The sequence below is a fragment of the Kitasatospora sp. NPDC056783 genome, from assembly GCF_042789895.1.
Taxonomy (GTDB): domain Bacteria; phylum Actinomycetota; class Actinomycetes; order Streptomycetales; family Streptomycetaceae; genus Kitasatospora.
In genome coordinates, this window is record NZ_JBHUAF010000011.1 from 1 (window position 1) to 26,874 (window position 26,874).

The following is a 26,874-nucleotide window of genomic DNA, read 5'->3' on the forward strand; positions in this document are numbered from 1 at the left end:
GGGTGGCGAGCTAACCAACTGCTCCACGGGACCAGAGTTTTCTGATCTCGTTCACTCGCTTGCCGCGCTGCGAACAAGACAGATCGTAGCCCATGGTGGGCCCCCAGGTCGAACTGGCTCCTGAAGGCCCACCGCAGCTCACGGCCCCGCCCGGGCCGGTAGCCGCCCCGCCCGGGTCACAGGGTCGCCCGCGCCGCCTCCATCGCCTTCAGGATCCGCTTCTCCGAGACCGGGCTCGGCGTGCCCAGCGACTGGGCGAAGAAGCTGACCCGCAGCTCCTCGATCATCCAGCGGATCGCCCGCACCTCCGCGGACGGCTGGTGCCCGGCCGGCACCGCCGCCAGCAGTTCCCCGTACGCCTGCTGCACCTGCTGCACCTTCAGCAGCTGCTGGGCGTCCCGCTGGGGGTGGTTGGGCAGCGCCTCCAGCCGGCGGTCCACCGCCAGCAGGTAGCGCTTGAGGTCCGGCAGCCGCTGCCAGCCGGTGGCCGTCACGAAGCCCGGGTGCACCAGCGAGGCCAGGTGCAGCCGGATGTCGTTCACCGCGTTCAGCAGCACCGGGCTGCTCACCGTCTTCAGCCGGGTCGAGGCCTTGTGGAAGGCGATCAGCGCGGTTGCCGTCTTCAGCGTGGTGTCCGCGGACAGGTCGTACAGGTCCGCGCGGACCTTGTCGTGCAGCTTGCCGAAGGCGGCCTCGTCCCAGGCCGGGCCGCCGGCCAGGGTCATCAGCCGGTCCGTCGCGGCGGCCACGACGTCCTCGAACAGGGCGCCGATCGAGCCGTGCGGGCTGTGCGAGAGCGCCAGCTTCGCCTGGTTGCCCAGCCGGCCCTGGATCGACTTGGCCGGGGAGTTGGTGGTCAGCGTCAGCAGCCGCCTGGTCCCCTCCCACATCGACTGGGCCTGGGCCTCCGGGGTGTCGAACAGCTTCACGCCGACCGACGGGCCCTCGTCCACCAGCGCCGGGTAGGCCCGCATCGAGTGGCCGCGCGAGCGCTGTTCGAAGGTGCGCTGGAGCACCGGCAGCGAGGCCGGCCAGGCGGTCAGCCCGCTCTGCTCGATGCCCTGGCCGGAGGCGGCCGAGGAGAGCGTCTCCTTGAGCTTGGGCTTGAGCTTCAGCCGCAGCTCCTCCAGGTCCTTGGACTCGGCGAGCTTGCGGCGCCCGTCCACCACCCGGAAGGTCACCTTGAGGTGCTCCGGGACCCGTTCGTCGTCCCAGGCCTCCGGCGGCACGGTGACGGCCGTCAGGCGCTTCAGGGCGTGCTCCAGGGCCGGGAGCAGCGGCTCCTGGCGGTCCTTCACCGCGCGCAGCGCCGCCCTGGCGAAGTCCGGCGCCGGGACGAAGTTGCGCCGGATCGCCTTCGGCAGCGACTTGATGTACGCGGTGACCAGCTCCTCCCGCAGGCCGGGGATCTGCCAGTCGAAGCCCTCCGAGGTGACCTGGTTGAGCACCGGCAGCGGGATGTGCACGGTCACGCCGTCCGCGTCGCTGCCCGGCTCGAACTGGTACGTCAGCTTGAAGCGGAGCTTGCCCTGCTGCCAGTGGTCCGGGTAGTCAGCCTCGGTGACGCCGCCTGCGGCGTCGTTGATGAGCATCGACTTCTCGAAGTTGAGCAGGTCCGGCTGCTCGTGCCGGGCCTTCTTCCACCAGGAGTCGAAGTGCCGGGTGGAGACCACGTCCTGCGGCAGCCGGGCGTCGTAGAAGTCGAACAGGGTCTGGTCGTCCACCATGATGTCCCGGCGGCGGGCCCGGTTCTCCAGCTCCTCGACCTCGCCGAGCAGCTTGCGGTTCTCCGCGAAGAACTTGTGGTGGGTCTCCCAGTCGCCCTCCACCAGCGCGTTGCGGATGAACAGCTCGCGACAGAGCTCCGGGTCGATCCGGCCGTAGTTGACCTTGCGCTGGGCGACGACCGGCATCCCGTAGAGGGTCACCTTCTCGTACGCCAGCACCGCGCCGGCCTTCTTCTCCCAGTGCGGCTCGCTGTAGCCGCGCTTGATCAGGTGGCCGGCCAGCGGCTCGACCCACTCCGGCTCGATCTTCGCGTTGATCCGCGCCCACAGCCGGGAGGTCTCCACCAGCTCGGCCGACATCACCCAGCGCGGCGGCTTCTTGAACAGGCCGGAGCCCGGGAAGACCGCGAAGCGGGCGCCGCGCGCGCCGCCGTACTCGCGCTTCTCCACGTCGTACAGGCCGATGTGGGAGAGCAGGCCGGCCAGCAGCGACTGGTGGATCCGGTCGGCGTCCGGCTCGGCGTCCTCGTGCGGCTCCTCGATGGTGACGCCGAGCTGCTTGGCGACGGTGCGCAGCTGGACGTAGATGTCCTGCCACTCCCGTATCCGCAGGTAGTTGAGGAACTCCGCCTTGCACATCCGGCGGAAGGCCGAGGAGGACAGCTCCCGCTGCTGCTCCCGGACGTAGCGCCACATCGCCAGGTAGGAGAGGAAGTCGGAGGTCTCCGAGCCGAACCGGCGGTGCCGCTCGTCGGCGGCCTGGCGCTTCTCGGCCGGGCGCTCGCGCGGGTCCTGGATGGAGAGCGCGGCGGCGATCACCATGACGTCGCGGACGCAGCCGTTGCGGTCCGCCTCCAGCACCATGCGGGCCATCCGCGGGTCCACCGGCAGCTGGGCGAGCTTGCGGCCGAGCTGGGTGAGGCGCTTGCGCGGGTCCTTCTCGTCCGGGTCGAGCGCGCCCAGCTCGTGCAGCAGGTGGACGCCGTCCTTGATGTTGCGGGAGTCCGGCGGGTCCAGGAACGGGAAGGCGGCGATGTCGCCGAGGCCGGCCGCGGTCATCTGGAGGATCACCGAGGCCAGGTTGGTGCGCAGGATCTCGGCGTCGGTGAACTCGGGGCGGGAGAGGAAGTCCTCCTCCGAGTAGAGGCGGACGCAGATGCCGTCCGAGGTGCGGCCGCAGCGGCCCTTGCGCTGGTTGGCGCTGGCCTGGCTGATCGCCTCGATCGGCAGCCGCTGCACCTTGGTGCGGTGGCTGTAGCGGGAGATCCGGGCGGTGCCCGGGTCGATCACGTACTTGATGCCGGGGACGGTCAGCGAGGTCTCGGCCACGTTGGTGGCCAGCACGATCCGGCGGCTGCGCGAGCGCTGGAAGACCTTGTGCTGCTCGGCCGAGCTGAGCCGGGCGTACAGCGGGAGGACCTCGGTGTTCTTCAGCTTCAGCCGGCCGAGGGCGTCGGCGGTGTCGCGGATCTCGCGCTCGCCGGAGAGGAAGACCAGGATGTCGCCCGGGCCCTCGGCCTGGAGCTCCTCGGCGGCGTCGCAGATCGCCTGGATCTGGTCCCGGTCGCGGTCGGCCTCGTCCTGCTCCTCGTCGACCTCGTCGACGACCGGGCGGTAGCGGACCTCGACCGGGTAGGTGCGGCCGGACACCTCGATGATCGGGGCGTCGCCGAAGTGCCGGGAGAAGCGCTCCGGGTCGATGGTCGCGGAGGTGATCACGACCTTGAGGTCCGGGCGGCGGGGGAGCAGCTGTTTGACGTATCCGAGGATGAAGTCGATGTTGAGGCTGCGCTCGTGCGCCTCGTCGATGATCAGGGTGTCGTACTGGTGGAGGTCGCGGTCGGTCTGGATCTCGGCCAGCAGGATGCCGTCCGTCATCAGCTTGACCAGGGTGTCCTGGCCGACCTGGTCGGTGAACCGGACCTTCCAGCCGACCGCCTCGCCCAACGGGCTGTCCAGCTCCTCCGCGACCCGCTCGGCCACCGTCCGGGCGGCGATCCGGCGCGGCTGGGTGTGGCCGACCAGGCCGCGCACGCCGCGGCCCAGCTCCAGGCAGATCTTCGGGATCTGGGTGGTCTTGCCGGAGCCGGTCTCACCCGCGACGATCACCACCTGGTGGTCCCGGATCGCCGCCAGGATCTCGTCCTTCTTCTGGCTGACCGGGAGCTCGGCGGGATAGCCGATCCTCGGGACGGCCCGCCGGCGCCGCTCGACGACCAGTTCGGCGCGGTCGATGTCGGCGGCGATCTCGGCCGCGACCTTCTGCCGCGCCTCGGCCTTGCGGACCCGGCGGGCCCCCTCCAGCCGGCGCCCGAGCCGCACCTGGTCGCGCAGGGTCAGTTCGGGCAGGCGGGCGGCCAGCTCACCGATCCCGGGGCCCTCGGCGGATGCGGCGGCGGACTGGACTGCGGGAGAACTCACTGCGGGCATCCCTCTAGGTTCGCAAGGAGGCACGGCGGAGCGCACCTCGGTTTTCGAGCCCCTCCAGTGTCACAGCCGTCGGCGGCCGATCGCGAATGCCCGGTCGCGAACGGCGGGCAACGGTCGGGCGGGGTGCTGGGCTCTGGAGGTTCGAGGAGGTGCTCATGGGAGCCCACAAGACCGTTCGGGACGAGGAGTTCCGGGCGTTCGCCGGCAGCGCGTGGTCACGGCTGCTGCGGACGGCGTACCTGTTGGCGGGGGATCGCCACGGCGCCGAGGACCTGGTCCAGCAGGCGCTGGAGCGGGCCTACGTCCACTGGAACAAGGTCCGCGCCGCGGACGACCCGAACGCCTACGTGCGCCGGATACTGATCAACGAGCACGCCCGGCGGTTCCGGCGCAGATTGACCGAACACCCGGTCGAGGCCTTCCCCGACCGGCCCGCGCCCGGCGGGTCCGACCCGGAGGACCGGGCCATGCTGCTCGCCGCGCTCGCCGCCCTGCCGCCGCGCCAGCGCGAGGCCGTGGTGCTGCGGTACTGGGAGGACCTCAGCGAGTCCCAGACCGCGGCGGCCATGGGCTGCTCGGTCGGCACGGTGAAGAGCCAGGCGGCCAAGGGACTGGCCAAGCTGCGGGCGGCCTCCTCACTCAACGGACTGGCCACCATCGGAGGTAGCAGATGAGCACGGAGTCCATGCCCGGAAGCGGGAGCGGGAGCGGGTCGGCGGAGGCGGAGGCCGCGACCGCGTGGGGACTGAGCGAGCTGGCCGGCGGCGTCGAGGCCGGGGAGGTGCCGTACGACCGGCTGGTCGCCGGCGGGCGGCGCCGGCTGCGGCGGCGCCGGCTGCTGACCGCCGGGATGGCGGCGGCGCTGGTCGTCGGAGTCGCCGGCGGCACGGCGGTGCTCGGCGAGCGCGGCCGGGACGCGGTCTCGACCGTGGTGGCGGCTTCGGCCTCCGCTCCCGGGGTGACCGCTCCCGCCTCGCCGGCCACCCCGGACACCCCGAGCGGTCCCGCCGCTCCCGCCCCGCCGGGGCCCCCGGCCACCCCGCGCGCCCCCGGCGCCCGGGACCCGTTCCACCCGGTGCGCGTCAAGGTCGCCGAGGGCACGGCGAGCGGCCACACCTGGCAGGCCTGGGCCGCGCTGTGGCCGGCCGCTCCGACGAAGGAGGACTTCGCCACGCAGCTCCAGCTGATCCGGGCGGAGCGGTACGCCGCCAACCCCGACGTGAAGCCGGTCACCCAGGAGAGCATCGACATCAACTGGAGCCCGCGCATCGACCGGGTGAACTACTACTACCTGGTGGACGGCGAACGGCAGAAGGACGACGCCCTGCCCGCGGTCTCCGGCGCGGGACAGTCCCCGAGTGCCGTCGGCGCCGCGTCGCTCGGCCTCCAGTACCCGTCGGACGTTCCGCCGGTGGTGATCGGGGGGGTCCAGCCCGAGGTCACGAAGGTCGTGGTCGCCTGGAAGACCGGTGGCGCCACCGAGGCGGCGACGGTCGCGGTCGGGGACTCCCCGTTCCGCTTCTTCGGTCTGGGGGCGAAGCCGGGCAGCGACGCCGCGAAAGTCACCTACTACGCGGCGGACGGCTCGGAGGTGAGGACCGCCGACGACTGGCTCCGGACCTCCTGAGCGTTCCGGACCACGGCCGGAGCGCGGCCGCGCCGGTGCGGCGTGTTCTCGGTGCCGGGCTTCGACGGGGGCACTTCGGCACAGTGGACGCCTGCGGCGACGGGGCGTCAACTGTGCCGGAGGCGCGGCCGATGAGCGGATCGTCCGGACTGCCGAAGGACCGGTCGCGCGACGTCCTGTCCGGGCACGTCGAGCGGGGCGGGGCGCCCGGCCCGGTGGCCGCCGCCCGCGCGCCGCGACTGTGCGCGGCGGCCGAGCGAGGTGGCCGCGAACAGCAGGCCGCCGGCCAGGAAGAACGGCTCGTAGCCGAAGGTCGCGAACCGGGCCATCGAGTCCAGCTCGTCACTCGACCGGCTGCCGACGGCCAGCGCGATCCAGTCCGGCACGGACGGTGCGGCGTGCAGCACCAGCAGCGCGGTGGTGCCCCACAGCGCGAAGCCCAGCAGCCGGGCCGGCACCCGCGCGCCCCACCGCCGCACCGGCGCCAGCGCCACTCCCGCGGCCACCGCGCACAGCGGGACCGCGATCACGTCGATCACCAGCAGCGGCGTGCTGCTCCACACCGACCGCCCGTCCGGCAGCCCCAGCCGCCCGTCCGCCAGCCAGTACAGGTGCACCAGTGCGAAGGTCACCGCCCACGCCGCCGCCGCGTACCCGGCGCCCGGCGCCACCCGGTTCCAGCCCGTGTCCCGTGTCGTCTCCATGCCGTCCACGGTCCCGCGCCGCCCCACCGCGCCGGATCGTCCCGCAGGCGGTACCCCCTCCCCCTCCCGGGGGAACCGGGGCCGCCGGAGGCCGGTACGGGAGCGGCCCGTCGGCGACCGGGCCGAAGCCGGAGGGCTCCGCGCGGCCGGCCGGCACCGGGCACCCGGCGTGGTCGTCCGGCCCGCCGGGGGAACGACGAAGCCCCCGTAGCGAATTCGCTACGGGGGCTTCCCGGTTGTGGCCAGGGCCGGGGTCGAACCGGCGACCTTCCGCTTTTCAGGCGCCGTCCGGGGGTCTCCAGGGGCTGATAACGGAGCCGTACACGCCGGGTCGATTCCGCTCCCGTTCGCTGTTGTCCGCCGTTGTGCGCCGGTGTTGGCGTACAGATTGGCGTACGCCAGCCCTACGAGAAGCCGTCCGCCAAGGCGTGCATCGACGGCACGACCGTAGCCGCACCCGCGCCCGTCAGCGCTGCGTCTTTGCCCGGCTTGTTCGCGTAGCCGATGGTCGGTACACCAGCTGCATCGCCCGCCTGGACGTCGGTGACGGTGTCCCCGATGAACACGCAGTCCGCCGGCTGAGCCGAGGCTGCTGCCATGGCGTCCGCGAGAAGGCGGGGGTTCGGCTTCATGGCAGACGGCTCGCCGAGCACGCGTCCGAAGACGCCCGAGACGTAGCCGCGGAGACCGTGTTGGGCAAGGTAGGCCCGGATCGCGCTCTCCGCGTTGTTGCTGACGATCCAGACTGCCCGGCCAGTGTCGGCGCAGGCCTTCAAGACCAGGTCCGCCCCGGGGGTGGGCTCCGCCACCCGGACGGCCTCGTTCTCCAGACGTTCGAGCAGCCCGTCTGTCGTGGCGACCGCTTCCGGGCGGTCGACGTCGACGAACCGCAGTACGGCCATGGGGTCATCCTCGCCAGCCCACCGCGCGGACGGATCCCCCAGGGAGGCCGAGAGGCGTGCAGCTACGACGGGCGCGGGCAGCCCGGCGAAGACCGAGCACACCGGCCCGTCGAAATCGAGCAGGACATGGCGCACCGGCCTCAGGAAGCCGGAGAGCTGCTGTGCGTCCATGCTCACTGCTCACGCTCGAAGGCGATGGTGTTCCACACGCTGTCGAACCACAGCTGAGACTGCTGGACGTACTTCGACCCCATCGACTCGCCGTCAGGCCCGGCCGCGTGGTGGAACAGCGTCGTGTCCAGGCCACCGACGTCGTAGAAGGTCTTCGCCTCGCCGCCGACCTTCACTGTCCGGTCGAGCAGCGGGTAGAAGCCGAAGAACACCTCAGAGCGGTTGATGATGTAGAGCTTGAACAGCGGCGAAGCCCGGTGAACCTTCACCTCGACGCTCGCCGACTTCACGAGGCCGAGTTCCGCCAGCTCCCCTACTGCCTTGATGATCCCGCCCGCGTGGGTGTCGGCGATGTCCTGCGCCCGAGCGCGGAGCGACGGGTCGTCCTTCAGCCCGTCCACCAGGACAGGGACGGCCATCGGCGCGGTGGTGTCGGGCAGCAGCAGGCGGAGGGAGATCGACTCCGGGGTCAGCCGGCCGGACCGCACCTTGTCCAGCGGCTCCCGCAGCGCGCCGTGCAGCGTCTCGCTGGAGAACCCCGCGAAGTCGAGCGTGACTTCGGGGTCCTCGAAGGCCACTTCGAGGTGCGGTCGGAGGCCCATCGGGCGCTCCGTCCGGTCACGGACGAACGAGCCCTTCCCAGGGCGCGTCACGATCAGGCCTTCGTCTCGAAGGATGTCCATGGCGCGGCCGATCGTCGCCTTGGCGACGCCGTAGCGCTTCATCAGCTCGGGGCCGGACGGGAGCTGGTCTCCCGGCCGGAACGTCTTGGTGAGGATCGCAGCCCGAAGAAGGCTGCTGACCTGCACGTACGGCGGGCGCGGGTCATTCGGGTCGAGGCTCATGCTCCCCATGCTAGGTCACCCGGTCAGCAAAGTCAGGGAGGGCATCCCGGCCGAGAGGGTTGACCTCCCTAGGCAGGATGCGTATGTTTTGGAGTGTCGAAAGCGACGGAAGGTCGCAGACGGCAAGGGCCTTCTTTGGCCTGCTCTGACCTGCGGAAATGCCTGAAGCGGCGCTCAAACCGCCAAGTCCGTACGCCGCTTCAGGCCCCACTGAGGGGAGTTCCATCATGCACGGATCGCTCGCCGCCCAGCCACTGGCCATCGGCTCCGTCCAGACGTTCGTGGACGTGTGGGGGGAGTCGGAGGTGACCGAGACGGCCCCGCGTGTGGCGGTGCAGATGACGCTGCACCTGTCGTTCGCGGAGATCATGGGTCGTCTGCTGTTCAGCCCGGGTGCCCTGCTGATGCAGGAGGACCTGGAGGACGGCAACGAGGAGAAGATCGTCGGGTGCCTGTGGTTCGCCATGGCGCAGACCAACCTGAACGACGCGGAGGCCTACGCGGACATGGCGATGGCCGTCTACACCGGCCGTCGTGAGTCGAACCTGCGGGACTTTGCGGTCCGCCTCGGCGCCGCCGTGACCCGCATCTTCGGTGTCACCGTCCCGCAGCCGCCCGCGCCGACCGCCGCGCCGGTCCTGTCCCTGGTGGCCCCGGCCGCCCGCAAGGCGGTGGCGGCGTGAACACGGTCGTGGAGATCCGCCGGTGCCCGCGCTGCTCGGCCCGGCTCAGCCGCAGCAACCCCGACCGGCTGTGCGGCCCGTGCCGCCGCGCGGTCGGCCCGGACGACCGCCGTGCCGCCCGCCTGGCCACCCTCGCCCCGCTCCCGGCCCCGGAGACCACCACCGAGGAGGCGGGCCCGGACCTCGGCGGCATCCTGCGCAAGTTCCGCGCCGAGACCCGCCTGACGCAGCAGGACCTGTCCGACCTCCTCGGCCTCAGCCAGCCCTACATCTCGCTGCTGGAGCGCGGCAAGCGCACCATCCGCGACGTCACCCAGCTCCGCCGGATCGCCCGGCTCCTGGGCCTGCCGGAGACCGCCGTCGGGCTGCTCCCGCTGGCCGCCTGACCCCGGAGACCTGGACAAGCAAGAGGAGCACCCCCGCACGCCCCCGGTGCTCTTCTTGCTCGTCCGAGCCGACGGCCGTCGGCGGCCCTGAAACGGCCGCCGGTGGAGCTGAAACGGCAGCCGGGACGGGTGAACGCTCACCGGTGTTCACCCCCGCTCACCACCCGCTCACGGGCCGCTCACCGGGCGGGCCTGAAGCCCGGGTGGGCGGACCTGAAGAGGCCACCCCGGCGCCTGAAACGGTGCCCGGGCTGGCCGGGTGTTCACCGGTGAACGCCGGGGTGTTCACCCCCGCTCACCACCTGCTCACCAGGTGGGCCTGAAACGCCCGGAGCCGCCCCTGAAACGGCCCGGGGCGCGGCTGAAGCCGACGGCCGTGGACCTGAAACCGCTGGTCGAAGGGGAGTGAGCACCGGTGAGCACCTGACCGGCGACCAGTGGACACGGGGGCCGGAACAGCGCTTCTCCGGTCTCCGCCCCGCTCGGCCGGCACCCGGCTGGCCCGCCGTTTCAGGCGCGGCGGTGGCCTCTTCAACCACGGCCGTGAGCACCGGTGAGCACCCGACCGACCGCCGGTGAACACCCCCGTCTTAAGAGCGCTTCTCCTCGTCGGAGCGGGGCGGTCGGACCCGACCGACCGCCACCGACCGCCCCGAGGAGAAGCGCTCTTAAAGGGGGGCGGTGAGCACCCGGCGGAAGCGCTTCCCAACCGCCCGGCCGACCTCCCCGCCGGACCCCGCACCGCGACCAGGTGCGACCACGCACGACCCCGTTCCGTAAAGGGTTACCCGCCTCCCGGTCGTGTTCCGGGAAGCGCTTCCCGCCCCGCCGGGAACGGCACCGGGCAACCCGACCGACCGACCGGCGAAGGAGCCGACCCGTGCGCGACCCACCACCCGACCGACCGCCCGACCCGATGGCCGACCCGCCCCGTGAACCCGCCGGAGAACCCGTGTCTGTCGAAACCCTCCCCTCCACCACCGACGGCCGACCACAGGCCCGACCGAACCCGATGTACGACCCCGCGCCCGGCCTCGTGCGCCCCGAGAGGCCGGGCCCCGTCCCGGACCCGGAGGTGTTCTGCGGCTGGGCCGGAGAGACCGTCGCCGCGCTCGACCCGACCACCGAGGCCGACCCCGTCGGCATCCTGGTGAACCTCCTGTCGGCTGCGGGCGCGGCCATCGGGCCGGGGCCGTTCATGTGGATCGGCAACGACCGCCACCCCGCTCTGATCTGGGCCCTCACCATCGGCGGCACCTCACTGGGCAGGAAGGGCGCCGCCACCAACACCGTGCGCCGCCTGCTCAAGGCCGCCGTCCCGGACTTCATCGCCTCCAACACCCGCTCCGGCCTGTCCTCCGGCGAAGGCCTGATCGACATGGTCCGCGACGGCGACGGCGACAAGGACCCCGGCGTCACCGACAAGCGCCTGTGGGTGATCGAGTCCGAGTACGGCGTCACCATGGCCCGGGGCCGCCGGGAAGGCTCCTCCCTGAGCGGCATCCTGCGCCAGGCCTGGAACGGCGAAGACCTCGGCGTCATGAACCGCGACGCGCTGCACGCCACCGCCCCGCACATCGCCGTCATCGGCCACATCAGCTCCCGCGAGCTGCGGGCCAAGATGCAGGACGCCGAGATGGCCGGCGGCACCTACAACCGCTTCCTCGCCATCGCCGTCTGGCGCAACCTCCTCCTCCCGGACGCCCCCGGCGCCTCCGACGAGCTGATCGACAACCTCGCCTCCGCCTGGCGCACCGTCATCACCGACGCCCGCCGCCTCGGCGAAGTCCAGCTCACCCCCGAGGCTGCCCAGCTCTGGCGTGACGAGGTCTACCTGGCGCTGTGCGGGGACGAGGGCGACGAAGGCCCGATCGCCGAGTTCACCGCCCGCGCCGCCCCCTACGCCAAGCGCGCCGCCATGGTCTACGCCCTGACCGACCACACCGACCGCATCGGTGAGACCCACCTCCGCGCCGCGTGGGCCCTCGTGCGGTACGCCCGCGCCAGCGCCGCCCACGTCCTGGGCCCCACCGCCGCCGCCAGCACCGGCGATCCGCACCTGGACAAGCTACTGAACGCGGTGAAGACCGCCGGACCGGCCGGCATGACGCAGAGCCAGGTGCAGGTGCTCCTGAAGCGGCTCAACGCCACCCAGCGCGCCGACGTCACCGCCCGTCTCTGCCAGCTGCCCGGCTTCGCCGCTGCCCAGCTCTCCACCGGCGGACGCCACCAGACCGTCTACCTCTACGCCCCGCCCGACTGAGGAGCGGTCCGGAAAGGCCGGAAAGCCCGCAAAGGCTCCTGACCTGCGGAAACGGCTGGCGGAAAGTGGTCCGGAATGGTCCGCGAAGGGGTCCGCGATCTCCCGCCGCCCGGCTTCCCGGACCCTTTCCAGACCATTCCGGACGGCTTTCCGCCACACAAAACCCCAGCTCAGATCCCTTTCCAGCCTTTCCAGCCTTTCCGGACCGCACCGGACCCGAACGGAGACCGTCCCATGACCCGCCCGACTCCCATCCATCCCGCCACCCGACCGGCCCCCCGGACGGACGCCCCACCGGCCGCCACGACACCCCGCGCCCGCTCCCCAACCACCCCCCGGCCGGGACACAAGAACCCACCCCACCCCCGGCGGGCGGGTGGCCTCTTCCCACCCCCGCCCTCGGCCCCCGGACGGGCACCACAAGAAGAGCACCAAGCGCCGCCCCCGGGTGCTCCTCTTGCCCCGACGGCACCGGCCCAGCGCCCACCCCCGCCCGAGGCCGCCCCTCCCCCGCCCGAGGGACCACCCCTCCCCCGGCGTTGTTGCCGACGTTGGCGCAGGTCAAAGCAACAACAACAACGCCAACAACAACGCCAACAACGCCGGGGGAGGGGTCACCCGAGAGGGGCCACCACGCCCCCTCACCGGCCCCGGCCGCCACCCGACGCCAAGCGACACGGGTCGCTAGACCTAGCGACCCCGCTAGCGACCACACCCCGCCCCGACCAGCCACCTAGCGTCTAGCACCCCCGCCGGCCGAACCCCTGCGGACCCACCCCCCGAGCCCCCTGGACCCCTCCGGCGCCCCCGCTAGACGCCACCCGGACCACCCCTCCCCCCTCACCTGAGGAACAGTCCTCCCCGGCCGCCCAAGGGCCCGGAAGGCCCCTTCCCGGGCCGGGTGGGGCAGGGGAGGGAAGTCACCCTCCGCGCTCACTTTCATCACCCGCTCCGTGAATCCGGGGGTCCCACGTACGCGTGCACGCGTACGCGCGAGGAAGCCCCCGACCGACACACAGCGTCACCGCAGGACCGCTGCCCGACCGTCAGGCCCGAAGCGTCAGAAACCGTCTGACGGCCCTGACGCCCAGATCCCTGGGTAACGCGCACGCGCGCGCGAGCTGACGCTCCTGACACCCCGTTCTGACGCCCCTGACACCCCCGCCTGACACCCGCCCTGACACCCGCCCTGACAGCCCTGACACCCACCCGCCGACCGATCTGACGGCCCTGACACCCCGCAGACCCGACCCGCCCCGCCAGCCAACCTCGATCTGACACCCCTGACGGCTGCCCTGACACCCCTGACGCCGTCACCCGCCGCGACCGACCCGACCCGCCGCCCACCGAGCCCACCTGTCGCCTGTCACCTGTCGTCCCCATCCCGAAACGGGCCCCACAGCCCCGAAACACCCCCCTGACCTGCGCCCTACAGGCGACAGGCGACAGGCGACAGGTGACAGACAGGCGACACGACAGGTGAGGCGACAGGCAGACGACAGCCCGACCGTCCAGGAGGAGACCTTGGCCAGCCCGGCCGCCGAAGCGTTCACCGTCCCCGAAGTCATGGCCGCGCTCCGGCTCGGCCGCAGCAAGGTCTACGACCTCTTCCGCTCCGGCGCCCTGCCGAGCTTCACCATCGGCCGCGCCCGCCGCGTGGCCGCCGACGACCTCACCACCTACATCCGCACCCAGAGCAGGAGCCTCTAATGGCCAAGCGTGCCAACGGCGACGGCAGCATCAGCCGCATGACGAACCGCGACCTCTACCACGGCCGTGTCTACGTGACTACGACGTCCGGGAAGGTCAAGCGCATCTCCGTGTATGGCAAGACCCGTGACGAGGTGCGCGACAAGATGACGGAGCTTCAAGCCCAGGACAACCGGGGAATCCCGACGCCCGACACCAACGCCAAGGTGGAGGAGTACCTGACGTACTGGCTGGCCGCCGTGGTGAGGGTGAACCGCCGGCCGAAGACCTACCAGGGGTACGAGAGCGTGGTCCGGGTGCACCTGGTCCCCGGGCTCGGCACCAAGAAGCTCCGGACCCTCCGGGCTGCCGACGTCCGGAAGTGGCTGGCCGGTGTCGCCACGGCCTGCCAGTGCTGCAAGAACGGGTGGGACGCGGCCCGGCCGAAGCCGGAGTGCTGCGCGGCGGGGGAGTGCTGCGAGACCAAGCTGTCCCGTCGCATGGTGCAGTCGATCCACGCCGTCCTGCGGAACGCCCTGGAGAACGCCGTCAGGGAGGAGCTGATCCTGAGGAACGTCGCCAAGCTGGTGCAGGTGCCCACGCCCGACTACGGCACCGGGAAGGGCCTCACCGTCCCGCAGGCCCGCCTGCTCCTGAAGGCGGCCAGCCCGGACCGCCTGCACGCCCTCTACGTCCTCGCCCTGGCCATGGGGCTCCGGCGCGGGGAGCTGCTGGGCCTGCACTGGGCGGCGGTGGACCTGGAGCGCGGGACGCTCATCGTGTCCAGCAATCTCCAGCGGGTGGACGGCGCCCTCCAGCTCGGCCCGACCAAGACGGCGTCCTCGCTCCGGACGCTCCCGCTCCCGCCGCTCGTCCTGGAAGCCCTGCGGGCCCACCGGGAGCGGCAGGCTCAGGAGCGGGTGGCAGCCGGCGAGCGGTGGACGGAATCGGGGCTGGTGTTCACCAGCCGGGTCGGGACGGCCATCGAGCCGGACAACCTCCGGCGGAGCTGGTACCCGCTCCGGGACCGGCTCGGGCTCTCGCTCCGGTTCCACGACCTCCGCCACACCTGCGTGACCCTGCTGCTCGACCTGGGTGTTCCGCCTCACATCGTCCGGCAGATCGCTGGCCACAGCGACATCGGCGTGACGATGAAGGTCTACGCTCACGCGTCCCTGGACGAGCAGCGGAAGGCTCTCGGGTCGCTGAGTGACAAGCTCGGCTGAGCCGTTGGCGTACCGGTTGGCGTACGGGGCATGAAAACAGCCCCGGAGAGTGATCTCTCCGGGGCTGTTTTTGCCTTTTCAGGCGGCTGTGGCCAGGGCCGGGGTCGAACCGGCGACCTTCCGCTTTTCAGGCGGACGCTCGTACCAACTGAGCTACCTGGCCGTACTGCACCGTCTCTTGCGAGACGAGCGATCCCGACGGGACTTGAACCCGCGACCTCCACCTTGACAGGGTGGCGAGCTAACCAACTGCTCCACGGGACCTTGTAGTGGTTTCCCACTCAGGTCTTGCGGCACTGCACTTTACTACTTGTACTGCGGTACTGCGTGCCCCCAACGGGATTCGAACCCGTGCTACCGCCTTGAAAGGGCGGCGTCCTGGGCCACTAGACGATGAGGGCTTGCGGCCTGTCCTTCTGCCGTATCCGGCGTTCGGGGACGTCGAGAAGCATATGGGATGCGGGGCGGATCGCCAAAACGGGTTTCGGCCGGGTGGGGGGTGGGGGCCGTCGCGGGGGTCAGGACCAGCCCAGCTCGTCCAGCTCGTGGTCGTCGAAACCGAAGTGGTGGGCGACCTCGTGGATGACGGTGGTGCGGACCTCCTCGACCACCTGCTCGTGGGTCTCGCAGTGGCGCAGGGTGGGGCCGCGGTAGATCAGGATGCGGTCGGGCAGGACCCCGGCGTACCACTCGCCGCGCTCGGTGAGCGGGGTGCCCTCGTAGAGGCCGAGCAGCTCGGGGTCGCTCGGATCGGGTTCGTCCTCGACGAAGATCGCGACGTTGTCCATCATGGCCGCGAGCTGCGGGGGGATCTGGTCGAGGGCGTCGCCGACCAGCGTCTCGAACTCTTCCCGGGTCATCTCCACCGGATCATTGTCCGGTGTCGGATGACGGTGTGCCAGGTGGCGGAGGCCGGTGTTTGATGGGGCTGTGACGACCTCGGAGGGCGCGTTGGACGGCGCCGCGGACGAAGCCGTGGCGCCGGCCCGGGACGAGCGCGGCACCGGCCGCCCGCCGCTGCTGCGCGGCCAGGGGCCGGCGGTGGCGGTGGTCGCGGCGGGCGGGGCGCTCGGGGCGGTCGCGCGGTACGGCGCGGGGCTCGGCTGGCAGACCGGGCCGACGGCCTTCCCGTGGACGACGCTGCTGGTCAACGTGGCCGGCTGCGCGGTGATCGGGGTGTTCCTGGTGGTGCTCACCGAGGGGCGCCAGGCGCATCCGCTGGTGCGGCCGTTCTTCGGCACCGGTGTGCTGGGCGGGTTCACCACCTTCTCGACGTACGCGGTGGACATCCGGCGCCTGCTGGAGGCCGGCCGGCTCGGGCCCGCCCTCGGGTACCTCGGGCTGACGCTGCTGGGCGCGCTGGTCGCGGTGTGGGCGGCGGCCGGGTTGACCAGGCGGCTGATCCACCGGGCCGTCCGACGCGGGGCCGAGCGGGGCCTGGCCGGGCGGGGCGCGACCGGGCGGGGCGGGGGCGCGCGATGAGCCGGCTGAGCGGGCCCGCGCTGCGGCTGACCGTGCTGATCGGGGAGAGCGACCGGTGGCACCACCGCCCGCTGTACAGCGAGATCGTGCACCGGGCGCGGGCGGCCGGCCTGGCCGGGGCGAGCGTGTTCCGGGGGATCGAGGGGTTCGGGGCCTCGTCGCTGGTGCACACCACCCGGCTGCTGTCGCTGAGCGAGGACCTGCCGGTGGCGGTGGTGATCGTGGACGAGGAGGGGCGGGTGCGGGCGTTCCTGCCGCGACTGGACGGGCTGGTGGCGGAGGGGCTGGTGCTGCTGGACCGCTGCGAGGTGGTGACCTACGCGGGCCGGGGCCGGGCGCCGGACGGCCCGCGACAGGACGGCTTGGAGCCGGGCGGCCCGGGGGCGGCCGAGTGAACTGGCTGCTGGTGGTGGCGGGCGCGGCGGTCGGCGCGCCGCTGCGGTACCTGACCGACCGGGCGGTGCAGTCCCGGCACGACTCGGTGTTCCCGTGGGGGACGTTCACGGTGAACGTGGTCGGCTGTCTGGTCCTCGGGCTGGTGACCGGAGCGGTGGCGGCGGGAGCGGCCTCCTCGCACCTTCAGCTGCTGCTGGGGACGGGGCTGTGCGGGGCGCTGACGACCTACTCGACCTTCTCGTACGAGACCCTGCGGCTGGCCGAGACCGGCGCCGGGCGGTACGCGCTGGCCAACGTGGCCGGCAGCGTGGCGGCCGGGCTGGCCGCGGTCTACGCCGGCGCGGAGCTGGCCGTGGCGCTCTGGGGCTGACCCGCGGCGCTCCGGGGCTGAGCCGCGGCGCTCCAGGGTTCCGCCTCGGCGCGCGGCGACGCCCGCCCCACCCGGCTCCGCCCCTCCTGCCGGGCGAGCTTGCCCGCTGCCCGTGTCCCGCCGGGCCGGGCGCGCGTTGGGCACCGAAAGCGGCCGCGCGCGAGTGGGCGGCCCGGGTGGGGCGGTAGAGAGGGACCTCAGTGGCTTCGGTACGGGCGGTGCGGGCGGCACGAGCGGTGCGGGCGGTACGGGTGCGGATGGCCGCGGCCGGCACGGCCCGGGGGCGGGAGGCGACGGTCCCGCGCTCGCGCGCGGTACGGGCGGCGGCGCTGCTGACGGTGGCCGGACTCGGGCTGACCGGGTGCATGTCGGTCGGTCCGGCCGCGGAGGAGAAGCACGGCGTGGCACCGGTCGGGCAGGCCGGACCGGCGGCCAAGCCGGGGGCGACGGGCGTGCCCTCGGCCTCGCCGGGCGCCGGGCACCCCGGCGGGACGTCCGGGCACCCGGAGCGGACGGGAGGCCTCCAGGGCGACGGCGGGCCGGGCGGGTCCACCACCTCGGTGCCCGGCGACGCGGTGTCCGGGGCGAGCGGCTCGGTGGCCGGCGTGGTGCCGGTACCGGGGTCGGGCGCTCCCGACGGCGGGCCGGGCGGCGGTTCGTCGGGCGGTTCGAACACCAGCCCCGTGCCGCACCCCGGCGGACCGGCGTCCGGGGGCTCCGGAGGGGCCGGCGGGGCGGGCGGCACCGGGGAGGGCCGCTCCGGCGGCGGTTCGGCCGGCACTCCTTCGGCGACCCCGAGCAACCACCCGTCGAGCACTCCCGCGCCGGAGCACAGCTCGCCCGCCGCGACCGTCCCGCCGGCCCCGGATCCGTCCTCCGGAAGCTCCGGTTCTTCGGCCCCGAGCCCGAGAGGTGTCTCACACTAGGTTGTTGAGCAGGGAGTTTGCCTCTGATCCCGAGGCTCCTCTATGGTGGTAGATCGTTCGTTTGATTCATTTGACTGGCGCCCTATTCCCATCGGCGCCCTTGGCGCGTTCCGGCGATCCGTGGCTGACCGCATAGAGGCGGTTGTGAAACAGAACCCCGGACTTTGGCGCGTGCCACTTCCGGAAGGTTTTGCATGTCTCTCGTTGACGACGCCCGCTTCGCCATGCCCGCGAACGAGGCCGCCGCCGATGTCACCGACACCAACGACACCCTCGACACCGCCGCGGACGAGGTGATCGCCGAGGCCGTGGAGGCCACCGAGGAGGCGGCCGCCGAGCCCACCATCACCTTCGGCGACCTGGGCCTGCACGACGACGTGGTGCGCGCCCTCGCCAAGCGCGGCGTCACCACCCCGTTCCCGATCCAGGCCGCGACCATCCCGGACGCGCTGGACGGCAAGGACGTGCTGGGCCGTGGCCGCACCGGCTCCGGCAAGACCCTGAGCTTCGGTCTGCCGCTGCTCACCCGCCTCGCCGACGGCGAGCGCACCAAGCCCAAGCACCCGCGCGGCCTGATCCTCGTCCCGACCCGCGAGCTGGCCATGCAGGTCGCCGACGCCCTGGAGCCGTTCGGCTCGGTGCTCGGCCTGCGCCTCAAGGTCGTCTGCGGCGGCACCTCGATGTCGAACCAGATCTACGCGCTGGAGCGCGGCGTCGACGTCCTGGTCGCCACCCCCGGCCGTCTGCGCGACCTGCTCAACCGCGGCTCCGCCAAGCTGGACGACGTCAAGACCGTCGTGCTCGACGAGGCCGACCAGATGGCCGACATGGGCTTCCTGCCCGAGGTCACCGAGATCCTCGACAAGGTGCCGGCCGGCGGCCAGCGCCTGCTGTTCTCCGCCACCCTGGAGAACGAGATCGACACCCTGGTCAAGCGCTACCTGAAGAACCCGGTCACCCACGAGGTCGACCCGTCGGCCGGCGCGGTCACCACCATGACCCACCACATCCTCGTGGTGAAGCCCAAGGACAAGGCGCCGATCACCAACGCGATCGCCGCCCGCAAGGGCCGCACGATCATCTTCGTCCGCACCCAGATGGGCGCCGACCGCGTCGCCGAGCAGCTCATCGAGGCCGGCGTGAAGGCCGACGCGCTGCACGGCGGCATGACCCAGGGCGCCCGTACCCGCGTCCTCGGCGACTTCAAGGACGGCTACACCAACGTCGTCGTCGCCACCGACGTCGCCGCCCGCGGCATCCACGTCGACGGCATCGACCTGGTCCTCAACGTGGACCCGGCCGGCGACCACAAGGACTACCTGCACCGCTCCGGCCGCACCGCGCGGGCCGGCCGCTCCGGCGCCGTCGTCACCCTGGTGCTGCCGCACCAGCGCCGTGGCGTCTTCCGGCTGATGGAGGACGCGGGCGTGGACGCCTCGCGCCACATCCTCGACCACGCCTTCGACGCGGAGGTCGCCAAGATCACCGGCGCCCGTTCGCTGACCGAGGTCCAGGCCGAGAGCGCCGCCAACATCGCCGGTGCCGCCGAGCGCGAGATCGCCGACATGACCCGCCAGCTGGAGCGCGCGCAGCGCCGCGCCACCGAGCTGCGCGAGGAGGCCGACCGCCTGGCCGCCCGTGCGGCGCGCGAGCGGGCCGAGCTGGGCATCGAGGACGAGGAGCCGGCCGCCGAGGCCGAGTCCGGCGAGCAGTCCGAGGCCGAGGCCGCCCCGGCCGCGGAGGCTCCGGCCGCCGCGCCGCAGGGCGAGGAGCGTGCCCCGTCGTACCGCGAGGCGCGCGGCGAGCGTCCGGCCTTCGGCCGTGACCGCGACCGCGACGACCGTCGTTCGGACCGTGACGACCGTCGTTCGGGTGGTTTCGGCGGTGGCCGCGACCGCGATGACCGTCGTTCGGGTGGTTTCGGCGGTGGCCGTGACCGCGACGACCGCGGTGGCCGTTCCTTCGGCGGCGACGACCGCAAGCCGCGCTGGAAGAACTGACGCCGCACCGGCGGTAGTCGACCGCCGGCCAGGCTGAACCCACGAAGGGCCCGCTCCGTACCCCGGAGCGGGCCCTTCGCGTTCCCCCGCACACCTCGCCGTGCCCCCCTGAGGTGTTGTTCTGGAGGTGAGAATAACCTGTGGCGTGCGGCGACGGTAGTCCCGTAGCGTCACGGCCATGAGCAGCCGACTGCACGACGTGGCGAGGGTGAACGAGGAGATCGCCGAGCGGGGGAGCTACCGGACGGCCGGGGGCGAACTCGTGCGACTGGGGGAGGAGTCGGCGGCGGCGAAGGCCGGCACGGTGTCGTACGCGCCGGAGGCCCTGGACGCGCTGCTGGCCGCCGGTGACCGCGGTCCGGGGCCGCTGGACGGCCGGGTCGAGGTGACGGCCGAGGGGAGCGTCCAGGCCGCCCGCCGACTGGTCGACGCCGGAGCGGGCCCGGTCGGGGTGCTGAACTTCGCCTCCGCGCGCAACCCCGGCGGCGGCTACCTGCGCGGGGCCCGCGCCCAGGAAGAGGACCTGTGCCGGAGCGCGCTGCTGTACAGCTGCCTGCTGGAGGCGCCGGACTACTACGCGGCGCACCGGGCCTCCACCGACCTCCGGTACAGCCACCGGGTGATCGTCTCGCCGGCGGTGCCGGTGATCCGGGACGGGCGCGGCGAACTGCTGGCGCGGCCGTATCCGGTCACCTTCCTGACCTCGCCCGCGCCCAACGCCGGTCAGCTGGAGCGGCGTTCGGCCGGGACGGACGTCCGCGGCGTGCTCGCCGAGCGGGCCGTACGGGTGCTCGCGGCGGCCGCCCGGCACGAAGTGCGCGCCCTGGTGCTCGGCGCCTGGGGCTGCGGGGTGTTCCGCAACGACCCGGCACAGGTCGCCGAGGCCTTCGAGGAGGCGCTGGCCCGGTACGGGGCGGCCTTCGAACGGGTGGTGTTCGCGGTCTGGGACCGCTCGCCGGTCTCGGCGAACCGGGCCGCCTTCGAGGCCCGGTTCCCCGCGACGGGCCGGTAGCCGACCGCTTCCGGCCGGCGCCTACCTCTTCCGGGCGCGGAGCGCCGTCGCGGCGGTGGACGCCACCGCGACCACGCCGGTCACGGCGAGGACGGACGGCCAGGCGCCGATCCTCTTCGCCAGCGGGTGGGAGCCGCCGAAGGCCGCCACGTACAGGCCGGTCAGCGCCGCGGCGGTGCCGGTCCCCGCGGTCCGGCGCCACTGCGCCGCCGCCCCGGCGCCGGCCACCGCCAGCACCGCGCCGCCCAGTTCGCGCCGACCGCTCCAGCGGGCGACGCCGTAACCGCCGACCAGACCGCTCGCCGCGGTCAGCGCGGCGGGCGCGGCGGCCGTGAGCACGTTCGGGACCTTCGCCATCGTCGACTCCACTCGTCGGGGCCGGGTCGGTTGTCCGACCAGGATTCCGACCATAACCCGGTGGACGAACGACGCTGCCGGGGCCTCCCCCCGGGGCACGCCTCGCCGGCCGTTCCCGGTGCCGCGCCGACCGGCCGTTCCCGGTGCCGCGCCGGCCGACCGTTCCCGGTGCCGCGCCGACCGCCCGGACGGGCCCTACCGGAACGCCTCGGCGGCCGACTGCCCCGGCGTGGTGGCGGCCAGCCGGCGGGCGGCCTCCGCCTGGTCGAGCACCCGCTCCAGCCGCAGGTCCCCCGGGACCTCCTGGATGAACCGCCCGGCCGACCAGCTGCGCTCGTACGGCAGCGGCTCCAGCACCAGGGTGCGCACGCCGTCCACCACCGGGATGTCGCTCGGCGTCCCCTCGTTCCAGATCCAGGAGCCGTCCGGCGCGACCAGGTTGAACGCGCCGGTGGCGATCACCCGGCGGCCGTCCAGGAACGCCGTCCGGGCCAGCGCCACGACCTCCGGGTCCTGCGGGGTGCCGGGCAGGTGGCCACCGCCGACCAGCACGTCGGCGAGCAGGGTGTGCAGTTGGAAGGTGTCGCTCAGGCCGGTCATCCGCAGCAGGTAGCCGGTGGCGGTGGGGCGGTCGAGCACCAGCAACGGCTCGTCGTCCAGCACCAGCGCCAGGTGGACGAGGCCCTTGAAGTCGTGCTGCCCGCCCTGGTAGCGCTCGAACAGCTCCAGGATCACCTCGGTCACCCCCGAGGCGCGGGCCTCGGCCCGGACCTCGCCGTGCGCGTACACCGCCCAGGCCGCCTGTTGCCACAGGTGCAGCGTCCACCAGGCGACCACGGCCAGGTGCGCGTGCCAGTCGTCCAGGTGTGCCGGGTCGGCTATCCGCTCGTGCGCCTCGGCCGGATCGCCGTCCTCCGCGCTGGGCAGCGGGCCGCCGCCGGTGGCGGCCCAGCGCCGCACCAGCAACTGCGCGCCGGTCAGCGCCCCGCGCAGGCCGGCCAGCACCGGGCCGGAACAAGCGACCGGGTCGGCGCCGTACTCGACGCAGGCGCCCACCACCATGGCCAGGTGGGCGCGGGGGAACGGCGGGGCGTCCGGCAGCAGCGCGGCCAGCCGGGGACCGGCCGTCACCCGCTCCGCCGGATCGGCCGCGCCGAACAGCCCGCCGACCAGGCCGAGGGCGGGCCCGAACCCCTCGTCGTCCCCGGCCGCGACCACGGCCTCCAGGGCGGCCACGGCATCGGTGAACGTGGGCTGTTGACGGTGCGACGGTATCTGCTCGGTGGACATTCGCCGCAGCATAGGGGGCCGGGTCCGTCCACCGGAAACGTCCCGCGCCCCGGACCGCCGGCCCGACCGGGCCTGTCGGTGCCCGGTGGCAGACTTCGACCGTGACTGACAGCACGACCGACTCCGCGATCACCGACGGCAGCTACCTCGTCCGCAACGTCGGCAGCGGCCTGCTGCTGCGGGTCGCCGACGGCTCCCGGCGCGGCGGCGCCCGGATCGTCCTCGGCCCGGACGACGGCACCGACGCCCAGCTCTGGCGCCTCACCGCCGTCCACCCGGGCGGCGCGCTGTTCTTCATCGAGAACGCCGGCAGCGGCAAGCGCCTGGACGTCACCGGCGCCTCGACGGAGGACGGCGTCCGGATCCAGCAGTGGTCCGCGAACGCCTTCGGCGCCCAGGAGTGGCTGCTGGAGGCCCACGTCGACGCCCCGGGCACCTACACCGTCAGCAGCTTCATCAGCGGCAAGCCCCTGACGGCGGGCGAGCGCCCGGAGGCCGACGTCCACCAGTGGGAGGACGTCGACGCCCCGACCCAGTGGTGGCGCTTCGAGCGCCGGTCCTAGGGCGTGTCCGTCCATTTCCGCCGGGTGCCCGGCGTTCGTCGGACACGCCCTGGTTCACACCGAGAGGTTGGCGCGGACGGCGGTGAGTTCGGCCTCGGTGGCGCCGTGGTGGCGGAGGTAGCCGGGGATGGTGCCGTGGCGGTCGTGGATCCAGGCCAGGGAGGAGGCGAGGAGTTCGGCGCCGACCGGGCGGGAGAGGCGTTCGGCGCCGGCCTCGTCGATGTACGGGACGGGGCCCTTGTCGAGGCCGAGACCGAGGTTGGAGAGCAGGAAGTCGGCGGTGATCTCGGCCTCGGTGGCGTCCAGCAGGGACTGGAGGACGGCGATGGTGAGGCCGGTGCGGTCCTTGCCGACGGCGCAGTGGACGACGGCGGCCGGTGACCGGGGCGCGGCGAGGCGGCGGACGACGGCGGCGAGCGAGGGGCCGGCGGTCTCGGCCATGAAGGGGTAGAGGGCGGCCTGGTCCTCGGGCCAGTACCGGCCGTCCCCGCGGTTGTCGGGCAGGGTCGGCAGGTTGAGGGTCTCGTGGTCGAGGTCGAACCGCTGGTCCGGCCAGGTGTCCAGCTCGAACGGGCTGCGCAGGTCGAACACCGTCCGCAGGCCGAGGGCCTTGAGCCGCCGGGCGCCCTCCTCGGTGAGGGTGTGGAACGACCCGGAGCGGTACAGCACGCCCCGGCGGAGGGCGCCGACCCCGCCCGCGTCACGGAAGTTGCGCACCCCGGGGATGTCGATGAAGGCATCGGTCATGGCCACCACGGTACGGGCGGGGGCGGGCCGGGGGAAGGAAACCGGAGGGGACCGCTCGGTGGCGGGGCGGCGCTGTCCGAAACCGGCTGTTCAGCGGCCGCCCGAGACCTCCAGGAACGCCCCCGTGGTGTACGAGGCCGCGGGGGAGAGCAGGAAGAGGATCGCCTCGGCGACCTCTTCCGGCTGCCCGCCGCGGCGCATCGGCAGGTTGGGCGCGACCCGGTCGACCCGGCCGGGCTCGCCGCCGAGCGCGTGGATGTCGGTGCGGATCAGCCCGGGCCGGACGGTGTTGACCCGGATGCCCTCGGCTGCGACCTCCAGGGCGAGACCGCGGGTCATCGAGTCCACCGCGCCCTTGGCGGCCGCGTAGTCGACGTACTCGTTCGGCGAGCCGATCCGGGAGGCGGCCGAGCCGACGTTGACGATGGCGCCGCCGCGCCCGCCGTACCGGGTGGACATCCGGCGGACGGCCTGGGCCGCGCAGAGGAACGGGCCGGTGATGTTGGCGGCCCAGATCCGGTTCAGCCGGTCCTCGTCGATGTCCTCCAGCCGGCACTGCTTCTCCAGCGTGCCGGCGTTGTTCACCAGCCCGGTGAGCGGGCCGAGTTCGCGGTCGACGGTGGTGAACAGCCGCTCCACCTCGGTGGTGCGGGTGACGTCGGCGCGGACCGCCAGGGCGGTGCCGCCCCCGGCCCGGATCGCGTCCACGACGGCGGTGGCCGAGGCCTCGTCGGCGCGGTAGTTGACGCAGACCCGGTAGCCGCGGCGGGCGGCCAGCAGGGCGGTGGCGGCGCCGATGCCGCGCCCGGCGCCGGTGACGATCAGGACCTCGTCGGTGGTGGTGGTCGACATGGCCGGTACGCTACCCGCCCGTCTGCCTGGTCACGCCCGCCCGGCGGGTCACGCCCGTCTGCCTGGTCACGCCCGCCCGGCCGGTTGCGCCGCCGCCCCGGCGGCCCGCAGCGCGGCGATCCTCGGAGCGCGGCTCTTCGGCGAGTCGAGGCTGAAGCCGCGGGCGTCGCCGAGGTCGTCCCGGACGAACGCCTCGGTGCGGGCCACCGCCTCCCGCAGGGCGTCGTCGAGCGGGACGAAGGGCAGCAGGACGATCTCGGCGCGCTCGGTGTCGTACTCCCAGAGCCCGACGATCCGGCCGCGGTCGAGCACCACGTGGGTCTGCGGGTCGGCCTCGCCGCCGAAGACGCGCCCGGCCCGGCCGGCGGGCAGCGGGCGGGCGGCGTCGGCGGGGTCGAGCAGCCGGGGCAGTTCGCGGTGCAGCAGGTGGATGCCGTCGATGCCCGCCAGCAGGGTGTGGTGCGGCTCGTCGGGCACCTCGAACCCGGCGAACTCCTCGGTGAGTCCGGGCGGAAGCAGCAGCTCCGAGCCGGGCGCGACCGGCACCAGCCCGGCCTCGGCGACGGCGCGGCGGGCGGTGGCGGCGGTGAAGCCGGAGAACCAGCGGAAGTGCCGGAGGGTGGCCGGGCCGGCCCAGGCGAAGTAGCGGCGGGCGAGGTCGGCGGCGTCCCCGGCGGCCGGCTGGTCCCAGCCGACGTAGTCGTAACGCTGTTGGTCCAGACGGCCGTTGACGGGCACCCGGCGGATCCGGCCGCGCGACCGCATCAGCCCGAGGGCGAGCGGCAGGGTGGTGGTGAGGCCGCGCTTGCGCCCCGGCTCGCCGAGCGGCCGGACGGCGTCGCCGACCGCCTCCCGGATCGCGGCGGGCGCCAGCGGCTCGTCCTCGGAGAGCACCTGCTCGACGGCCAGGCAGAGCTTCTCCACCTCGTCCCGGCCGACCCCCAGGTGCTTGTCCGCCGCGGCCAGTTCGCCCGCCGGGGCGGCCGCGCCGACGGCGAGGCCGAGCGCGAAGTCGCCGGCCGGCAGTACGTACGTGCAGCCGCGCGCGGCCGGCAGCTCGTGCACCTCCAGCCGGGCCACCGCCGCGTCGACCGCCGCCCGGCCGAGCCCGGCCCGGGCGAACAGGCCCAGGTACGGCGCCGCGCCGCCCACCGAGCGGGCCCAGCCGGTGGCGGCCAGCACCTCGGCGGCGGAGGCGCCGGTGCGCGGGCCGTCCAGCCACTGCCGGCGCGACCACCAGGCGCGCAGCTTGTCGACGGGGGGATCGGGGTGAGGGTGGTGCTCCATGGGCCCAGTATCGGCGGGTGGCCGGGCCCCGGACCGGAATTCGCTCGCCCGGCGCGGCCCGCTCGGGCGAGGATGCGGTATCCGTCCGTACGTTCCGAGGGGAGCCCGCCCGTGCCCGCCGACCACGCCGTTCCCGGCATCGTCCCGCTTCCGGGCATCCCCGGCACCGTCCTGCTCTCCGGCGTCGTCGGCTCCACCGCGTACGGCTTCGCCCACGCCGGCTCGGACGTCGACCGGCTGGGCCTGTTCGCCGTCCCCACCGAGGAGTTGCACGGCCTCGACCGCCCGGCCGAGTCCCACGTCACCACGGAGCCCGACGTCACCCTGCACGAGGCCGCCAAGTGGTGCCGACTGGCGCTGAACTGCAATCCGACCGCCTCCGAGCTGGTCTGGCTGCCGGACGACCTGTACGAGGTCCGCACCCCGCTCGGCGACGAACTGGTCGGCCTGCGCTCCTCCTTCCTCAGCGCCCCCGCCGTACGGAAGGCCTATCTCGGCTACGCGGAGCAGCAGTTCCGCAAGCTGCTCACCCGCGACACCGCCGACGCGACCACCCGTCGGCGGGCCGCCAAGCACGCCCGGCACCTGGTCCGGCTGGTCGAGCAGGCCGTCCGCCTGCACGAGACCGGCCGCAACCCGATCCGGCTGCCCGACCCCGAACGCGTCCGTGACCTCGGCGAACGCCTCGCCGACCGCCCGGCCCTCGCCGAGTCGCTGCTCGCCGACGCCGCCGACCGCCTCGCCCGTCCCGGAGCCCTGCCCGCCGCCCCGGACCGGCGCGCCGCAGAGGACTGGGTCCGCCGCGTCCGCGCCGCCCACTACACCCCGCCTCAAGGGCGGCTCCACGGCCCCGGCACGCCGCGCAATCCACTGGCGGAGCCCGGGGCCCCACCGGGTAGGATCGCCGTGGTCCTCCCACCCGGCACTCCCGGCGCGTGA

25 protein-coding genes and 3 tRNA genes are annotated in these 26,874 nt (G+C 73.4%); 15 read left to right on the plus strand and 13 right to left on the minus strand.

Annotated elements, in window-relative coordinates:
- Positions 1-176 precede the first annotated feature (176 nt).
- Positions 177-4,157, minus strand: coding sequence for an ATP-dependent RNA helicase HrpA (gene hrpA, locus ACFRMQ_RS03630; RefSeq protein ID WP_380726497.1), 3,981 nt, complete (start codon positions 4,155-4,157; stop codon positions 177-179).
- 155 nt (positions 4,158-4,312) lie between these two features.
- On the opposite strand from hrpA, the gene ACFRMQ_RS03635 reads away from it, so the two are divergent.
- Complete coding sequence (locus ACFRMQ_RS03635; RefSeq protein WP_380726499.1) at positions 4,313-4,831, plus strand: SigE family RNA polymerase sigma factor; 519 nt, start codon at positions 4,313-4,315, stop codon at positions 4,829-4,831.
- Positions 4,828-5,784 carry a hypothetical protein gene (locus tag ACFRMQ_RS03640; RefSeq protein WP_380726501.1) on the plus strand — a complete coding sequence of 319 codons (957 nt, stop codon included), beginning with the start codon at positions 4,828-4,830 and terminating at the stop codon, positions 5,782-5,784. Before ACFRMQ_RS03635 ends, ACFRMQ_RS03640 begins: the two co-directional genes overlap by 4 nt.
- 107 nt (positions 5,785-5,891) lie before the next feature.
- Here the strand turns inward: ACFRMQ_RS03640 and ACFRMQ_RS03645 are convergent, their stop codons facing one another.
- The 3 genes from ACFRMQ_RS03645 to ACFRMQ_RS03655 form a co-directional block, all read right to left on the minus strand.
- On the minus strand, positions 5,892-6,488 hold the full coding sequence (locus ACFRMQ_RS03645) for a DUF3995 domain-containing protein (protein ID WP_380726503.1): 597 nt from the start codon (positions 6,486-6,488) through the stop codon (positions 5,892-5,894).
- 404 nt (positions 6,489-6,892) lie between these two features.
- Positions 6,893-7,561 carry an HAD family hydrolase gene (locus ACFRMQ_RS03650; RefSeq protein ID WP_380726505.1) on the minus strand — a complete coding sequence of 223 codons (669 nt, stop codon included), beginning with the start codon at positions 7,559-7,561 and terminating at the stop codon, positions 6,893-6,895.
- 2 nt (positions 7,562-7,563) lie between these two features.
- A complete protein-coding gene (locus tag ACFRMQ_RS03655; RefSeq protein WP_380726507.1) occupies positions 7,564-8,406 on the minus strand; it encodes a GntR family transcriptional regulator in 843 nt (280 codons plus the stop codon).
- Positions 8,407-8,633: 227 nt separating this feature from the next.
- On the opposite strand from ACFRMQ_RS03655, the gene ACFRMQ_RS03660 reads away from it, so the two are divergent.
- The 5 genes from ACFRMQ_RS03660 (at position 8,634) to xerC (ending at position 14,653) form a co-directional block, all read left to right on the plus strand.
- A complete protein-coding gene (locus ACFRMQ_RS03660; protein ID WP_380726509.1) occupies positions 8,634-9,089 on the plus strand; it encodes a hypothetical protein in 456 nt (151 codons plus the stop codon).
- On the plus strand, positions 9,086-9,475 hold the full coding sequence (locus ACFRMQ_RS03665; protein WP_380726511.1) for a helix-turn-helix domain-containing protein: 390 nt from the start codon (positions 9,086-9,088) through the stop codon (positions 9,473-9,475). The genes ACFRMQ_RS03660 and ACFRMQ_RS03665 overlap by 4 nt, the downstream gene beginning before the upstream one ends.
- Before the next feature lie 952 nt (positions 9,476-10,427).
- The gene (locus ACFRMQ_RS03670; protein ID WP_380726513.1) at positions 10,428-11,738 is read left to right on the plus strand and encodes a DUF3987 domain-containing protein; all 1,311 of its coding nucleotides are present in this window, start codon (positions 10,428-10,430) and stop codon (positions 11,736-11,738) included.
- A gap of 1,479 nt (positions 11,739-13,217) precedes the next feature.
- Positions 13,218-13,448, plus strand: a complete 231-nt coding sequence (locus ACFRMQ_RS03675) for a helix-turn-helix domain-containing protein (protein ID WP_380726515.1) — start codon at positions 13,218-13,220, stop codon at positions 13,446-13,448.
- Positions 13,448-14,653 (plus strand): tyrosine recombinase XerC, encoded by a 1,206-nt coding sequence (xerC, locus tag ACFRMQ_RS03680; protein ID WP_380726517.1) that lies wholly within the window; start codon positions 13,448-13,450, stop codon positions 14,651-14,653. The genes ACFRMQ_RS03675 and xerC overlap by 1 nt, the downstream gene beginning before the upstream one ends.
- An 89-nt stretch (positions 14,654-14,742) precedes the next feature.
- On the opposite strand, the gene ACFRMQ_RS03685 is transcribed toward xerC, so the two are convergent.
- The 4 genes from ACFRMQ_RS03685 to ACFRMQ_RS03700 all read right to left on the minus strand — a co-directional run bounded on the left by ACFRMQ_RS03685 (position 14,743) and on the right by ACFRMQ_RS03700 (position 15,513).
- Positions 14,743-14,816: transfer RNA gene (locus ACFRMQ_RS03685), tRNA-Phe, on the minus strand.
- Positions 14,817-14,843: 27 nt separating this feature from the next.
- Positions 14,844-14,917: transfer RNA gene (locus tag ACFRMQ_RS03690), tRNA-Asp, on the minus strand.
- A 64-nt stretch (positions 14,918-14,981) separates the two neighbouring features.
- Positions 14,982-15,054: transfer RNA gene (locus ACFRMQ_RS03695), tRNA-Glu, on the minus strand.
- Positions 15,055-15,171: 117 nt separating this feature from the next.
- Positions 15,172-15,513 (minus strand): metallopeptidase family protein, encoded by a 342-nt coding sequence (locus ACFRMQ_RS03700; RefSeq protein WP_380670831.1) that lies wholly within the window; start codon positions 15,511-15,513, stop codon positions 15,172-15,174.
- Between the two features lie 70 nt (positions 15,514-15,583).
- On the opposite strand from ACFRMQ_RS03700, the gene crcB (ACFRMQ_RS03705) reads away from it, so the two are divergent.
- The 6 genes from crcB (ACFRMQ_RS03705) to ACFRMQ_RS03730 all read left to right on the plus strand — a co-directional run bounded on the left by crcB (ACFRMQ_RS03705) (position 15,584) and on the right by ACFRMQ_RS03730 (position 20,839).
- Positions 15,584-16,135, plus strand: coding sequence for a fluoride efflux transporter CrcB (crcB, locus tag ACFRMQ_RS03705; protein WP_380726519.1), 552 nt, complete (start codon positions 15,584-15,586; stop codon positions 16,133-16,135).
- The gene (locus ACFRMQ_RS03710) at positions 16,132-16,530 is read left to right on the plus strand and encodes a DUF190 domain-containing protein (protein ID WP_380726521.1); all 399 of its coding nucleotides are present in this window, start codon (positions 16,132-16,134) and stop codon (positions 16,528-16,530) included. The genes crcB (ACFRMQ_RS03705) and ACFRMQ_RS03710 overlap by 4 nt, the downstream gene beginning before the upstream one ends.
- Complete coding sequence (crcB, locus tag ACFRMQ_RS03715; protein ID WP_380726523.1) at positions 16,527-16,901, plus strand: fluoride efflux transporter CrcB; 375 nt, start codon at positions 16,527-16,529, stop codon at positions 16,899-16,901. The genes ACFRMQ_RS03710 and crcB (ACFRMQ_RS03715) overlap by 4 nt, the downstream gene beginning before the upstream one ends.
- 200 nt (positions 16,902-17,101) lie before the next feature.
- Positions 17,102-17,827, plus strand: a complete 726-nt coding sequence (locus tag ACFRMQ_RS03720; RefSeq protein ID WP_380726525.1) for a hypothetical protein — start codon at positions 17,102-17,104, stop codon at positions 17,825-17,827.
- 194 nt (positions 17,828-18,021) lie between these two features.
- Positions 18,022-19,827, plus strand: a complete 1,806-nt coding sequence (locus tag ACFRMQ_RS03725) for a DEAD/DEAH box helicase (protein ID WP_380726527.1) — start codon at positions 18,022-18,024, stop codon at positions 19,825-19,827.
- 178 nt (positions 19,828-20,005) lie between these two features.
- Complete coding sequence (locus ACFRMQ_RS03730; protein ID WP_380726529.1) at positions 20,006-20,839, plus strand: TIGR02452 family protein; 834 nt, start codon at positions 20,006-20,008, stop codon at positions 20,837-20,839.
- 21 nt (positions 20,840-20,860) lie between these two features.
- Here the strand turns inward: ACFRMQ_RS03730 and ACFRMQ_RS03735 are convergent, their stop codons facing one another.
- Positions 20,861-21,196: a hypothetical protein gene (locus ACFRMQ_RS03735; RefSeq protein ID WP_380726531.1), complete on the minus strand. Its 336-nt coding sequence runs from the start codon at positions 21,194-21,196 to the stop codon at positions 20,861-20,863.
- A gap of 195 nt (positions 21,197-21,391) precedes the next feature.
- Positions 21,392-22,486 (minus strand): hypothetical protein, encoded by a 1,095-nt coding sequence (locus ACFRMQ_RS03740; protein ID WP_380726533.1) that lies wholly within the window; start codon positions 22,484-22,486, stop codon positions 21,392-21,394.
- A 101-nt stretch (positions 22,487-22,587) separates the two neighbouring features.
- On the opposite strand from ACFRMQ_RS03740, the gene ACFRMQ_RS03745 reads away from it, so the two are divergent.
- Positions 22,588-23,049 carry an RICIN domain-containing protein gene (locus ACFRMQ_RS03745; RefSeq protein WP_380726535.1) on the plus strand — a complete coding sequence of 154 codons (462 nt, stop codon included), beginning with the start codon at positions 22,588-22,590 and terminating at the stop codon, positions 23,047-23,049.
- 54 nt (positions 23,050-23,103) lie between these two features.
- On the opposite strand, the gene ACFRMQ_RS03750 is transcribed toward ACFRMQ_RS03745, so the two are convergent.
- From ACFRMQ_RS03750 to ACFRMQ_RS03760, 3 genes are all read right to left on the minus strand, one after another.
- Positions 23,104-23,796, minus strand: coding sequence for a tyrosine-protein phosphatase (locus ACFRMQ_RS03750; RefSeq protein ID WP_380726537.1), 693 nt, complete (start codon positions 23,794-23,796; stop codon positions 23,104-23,106).
- Between the two features lie 90 nt (positions 23,797-23,886).
- A complete protein-coding gene (locus ACFRMQ_RS03755; protein ID WP_380726539.1) occupies positions 23,887-24,648 on the minus strand; it encodes an SDR family oxidoreductase in 762 nt (253 codons plus the stop codon).
- A gap of 66 nt (positions 24,649-24,714) precedes the next feature.
- The gene (locus ACFRMQ_RS03760; RefSeq protein WP_380726541.1) at positions 24,715-25,935 is read right to left on the minus strand and encodes a DNA glycosylase AlkZ-like family protein; all 1,221 of its coding nucleotides are present in this window, start codon (positions 25,933-25,935) and stop codon (positions 24,715-24,717) included.
- Positions 25,936-26,046: 111 nt separating this feature from the next.
- Here ACFRMQ_RS03760 and ACFRMQ_RS03765 point away from each other — a divergent pair, with 111 nt between their 5' ends.
- The gene (locus ACFRMQ_RS03765; protein ID WP_380726543.1) at positions 26,047-26,874 is read left to right on the plus strand and encodes a DNA polymerase beta superfamily protein; all 828 of its coding nucleotides are present in this window, start codon (positions 26,047-26,049) and stop codon (positions 26,872-26,874) included.

Bases quoted from the DNA above. Each gene is read 5' to 3' on its own strand.
- hrpA (WP_380726497.1), bottom strand. From the start codon at position 4,157: ATGCCCGCAGTGAGTTCTCCCGCAGTCCAGTCCGCCGCCGCATCCGCC.
- ACFRMQ_RS03635 (WP_380726499.1), top strand. From the start codon at position 4,313: ATGGGAGCCCACAAGACCGTTCGGGACGAGGAGTTCCGGGCGTTCGCC.
- ACFRMQ_RS03640 (WP_380726501.1), top strand. From the start codon at position 4,828: ATGAGCACGGAGTCCATGCCCGGAAGCGGGAGCGGGAGCGGGTCGGCG.
- ACFRMQ_RS03645 (WP_380726503.1), bottom strand. From the start codon at position 6,488: ATGGAGACGACACGGGACACGGGCTGGAACCGGGTGGCGCCGGGCGCC.
- ACFRMQ_RS03650 (WP_380726505.1), bottom strand. From the start codon at position 7,561: ATGGACGCACAGCAGCTCTCCGGCTTCCTGAGGCCGGTGCGCCATGTC.
- ACFRMQ_RS03655 (WP_380726507.1), bottom strand. From the start codon at position 8,406: ATGAGCCTCGACCCGAATGACCCGCGCCCGCCGTACGTGCAGGTCAGC.
- ACFRMQ_RS03660 (WP_380726509.1), top strand. From the start codon at position 8,634: ATGCACGGATCGCTCGCCGCCCAGCCACTGGCCATCGGCTCCGTCCAG.
- xerC (WP_380726517.1), top strand. From the start codon at position 13,448: ATGGCCAAGCGTGCCAACGGCGACGGCAGCATCAGCCGCATGACGAAC.
- ACFRMQ_RS03700 (WP_380670831.1), bottom strand. From the start codon at position 15,513: ATGACCCGGGAAGAGTTCGAGACGCTGGTCGGCGACGCCCTCGACCAG.
- ACFRMQ_RS03710 (WP_380726521.1), top strand. From the start codon at position 16,132: ATGAGCCGGCTGAGCGGGCCCGCGCTGCGGCTGACCGTGCTGATCGGG.
- ACFRMQ_RS03725 (WP_380726527.1), top strand. From the start codon at position 18,022: ATGTCTCTCGTTGACGACGCCCGCTTCGCCATGCCCGCGAACGAGGCC.
- ACFRMQ_RS03730 (WP_380726529.1), top strand. From the start codon at position 20,006: ATGAGCAGCCGACTGCACGACGTGGCGAGGGTGAACGAGGAGATCGCC.
- ACFRMQ_RS03735 (WP_380726531.1), bottom strand. From the start codon at position 21,196: ATGGCGAAGGTCCCGAACGTGCTCACGGCCGCCGCGCCCGCCGCGCTG.
- ACFRMQ_RS03740 (WP_380726533.1), bottom strand. From the start codon at position 22,486: ATGTCCACCGAGCAGATACCGTCGCACCGTCAACAGCCCACGTTCACC.
- ACFRMQ_RS03750 (WP_380726537.1), bottom strand. From the start codon at position 23,796: ATGACCGATGCCTTCATCGACATCCCCGGGGTGCGCAACTTCCGTGAC.
- ACFRMQ_RS03755 (WP_380726539.1), bottom strand. From the start codon at position 24,648: ATGTCGACCACCACCACCGACGAGGTCCTGATCGTCACCGGCGCCGGG.
- ACFRMQ_RS03760 (WP_380726541.1), bottom strand. From the start codon at position 25,935: ATGGAGCACCACCCTCACCCCGATCCCCCCGTCGACAAGCTGCGCGCC.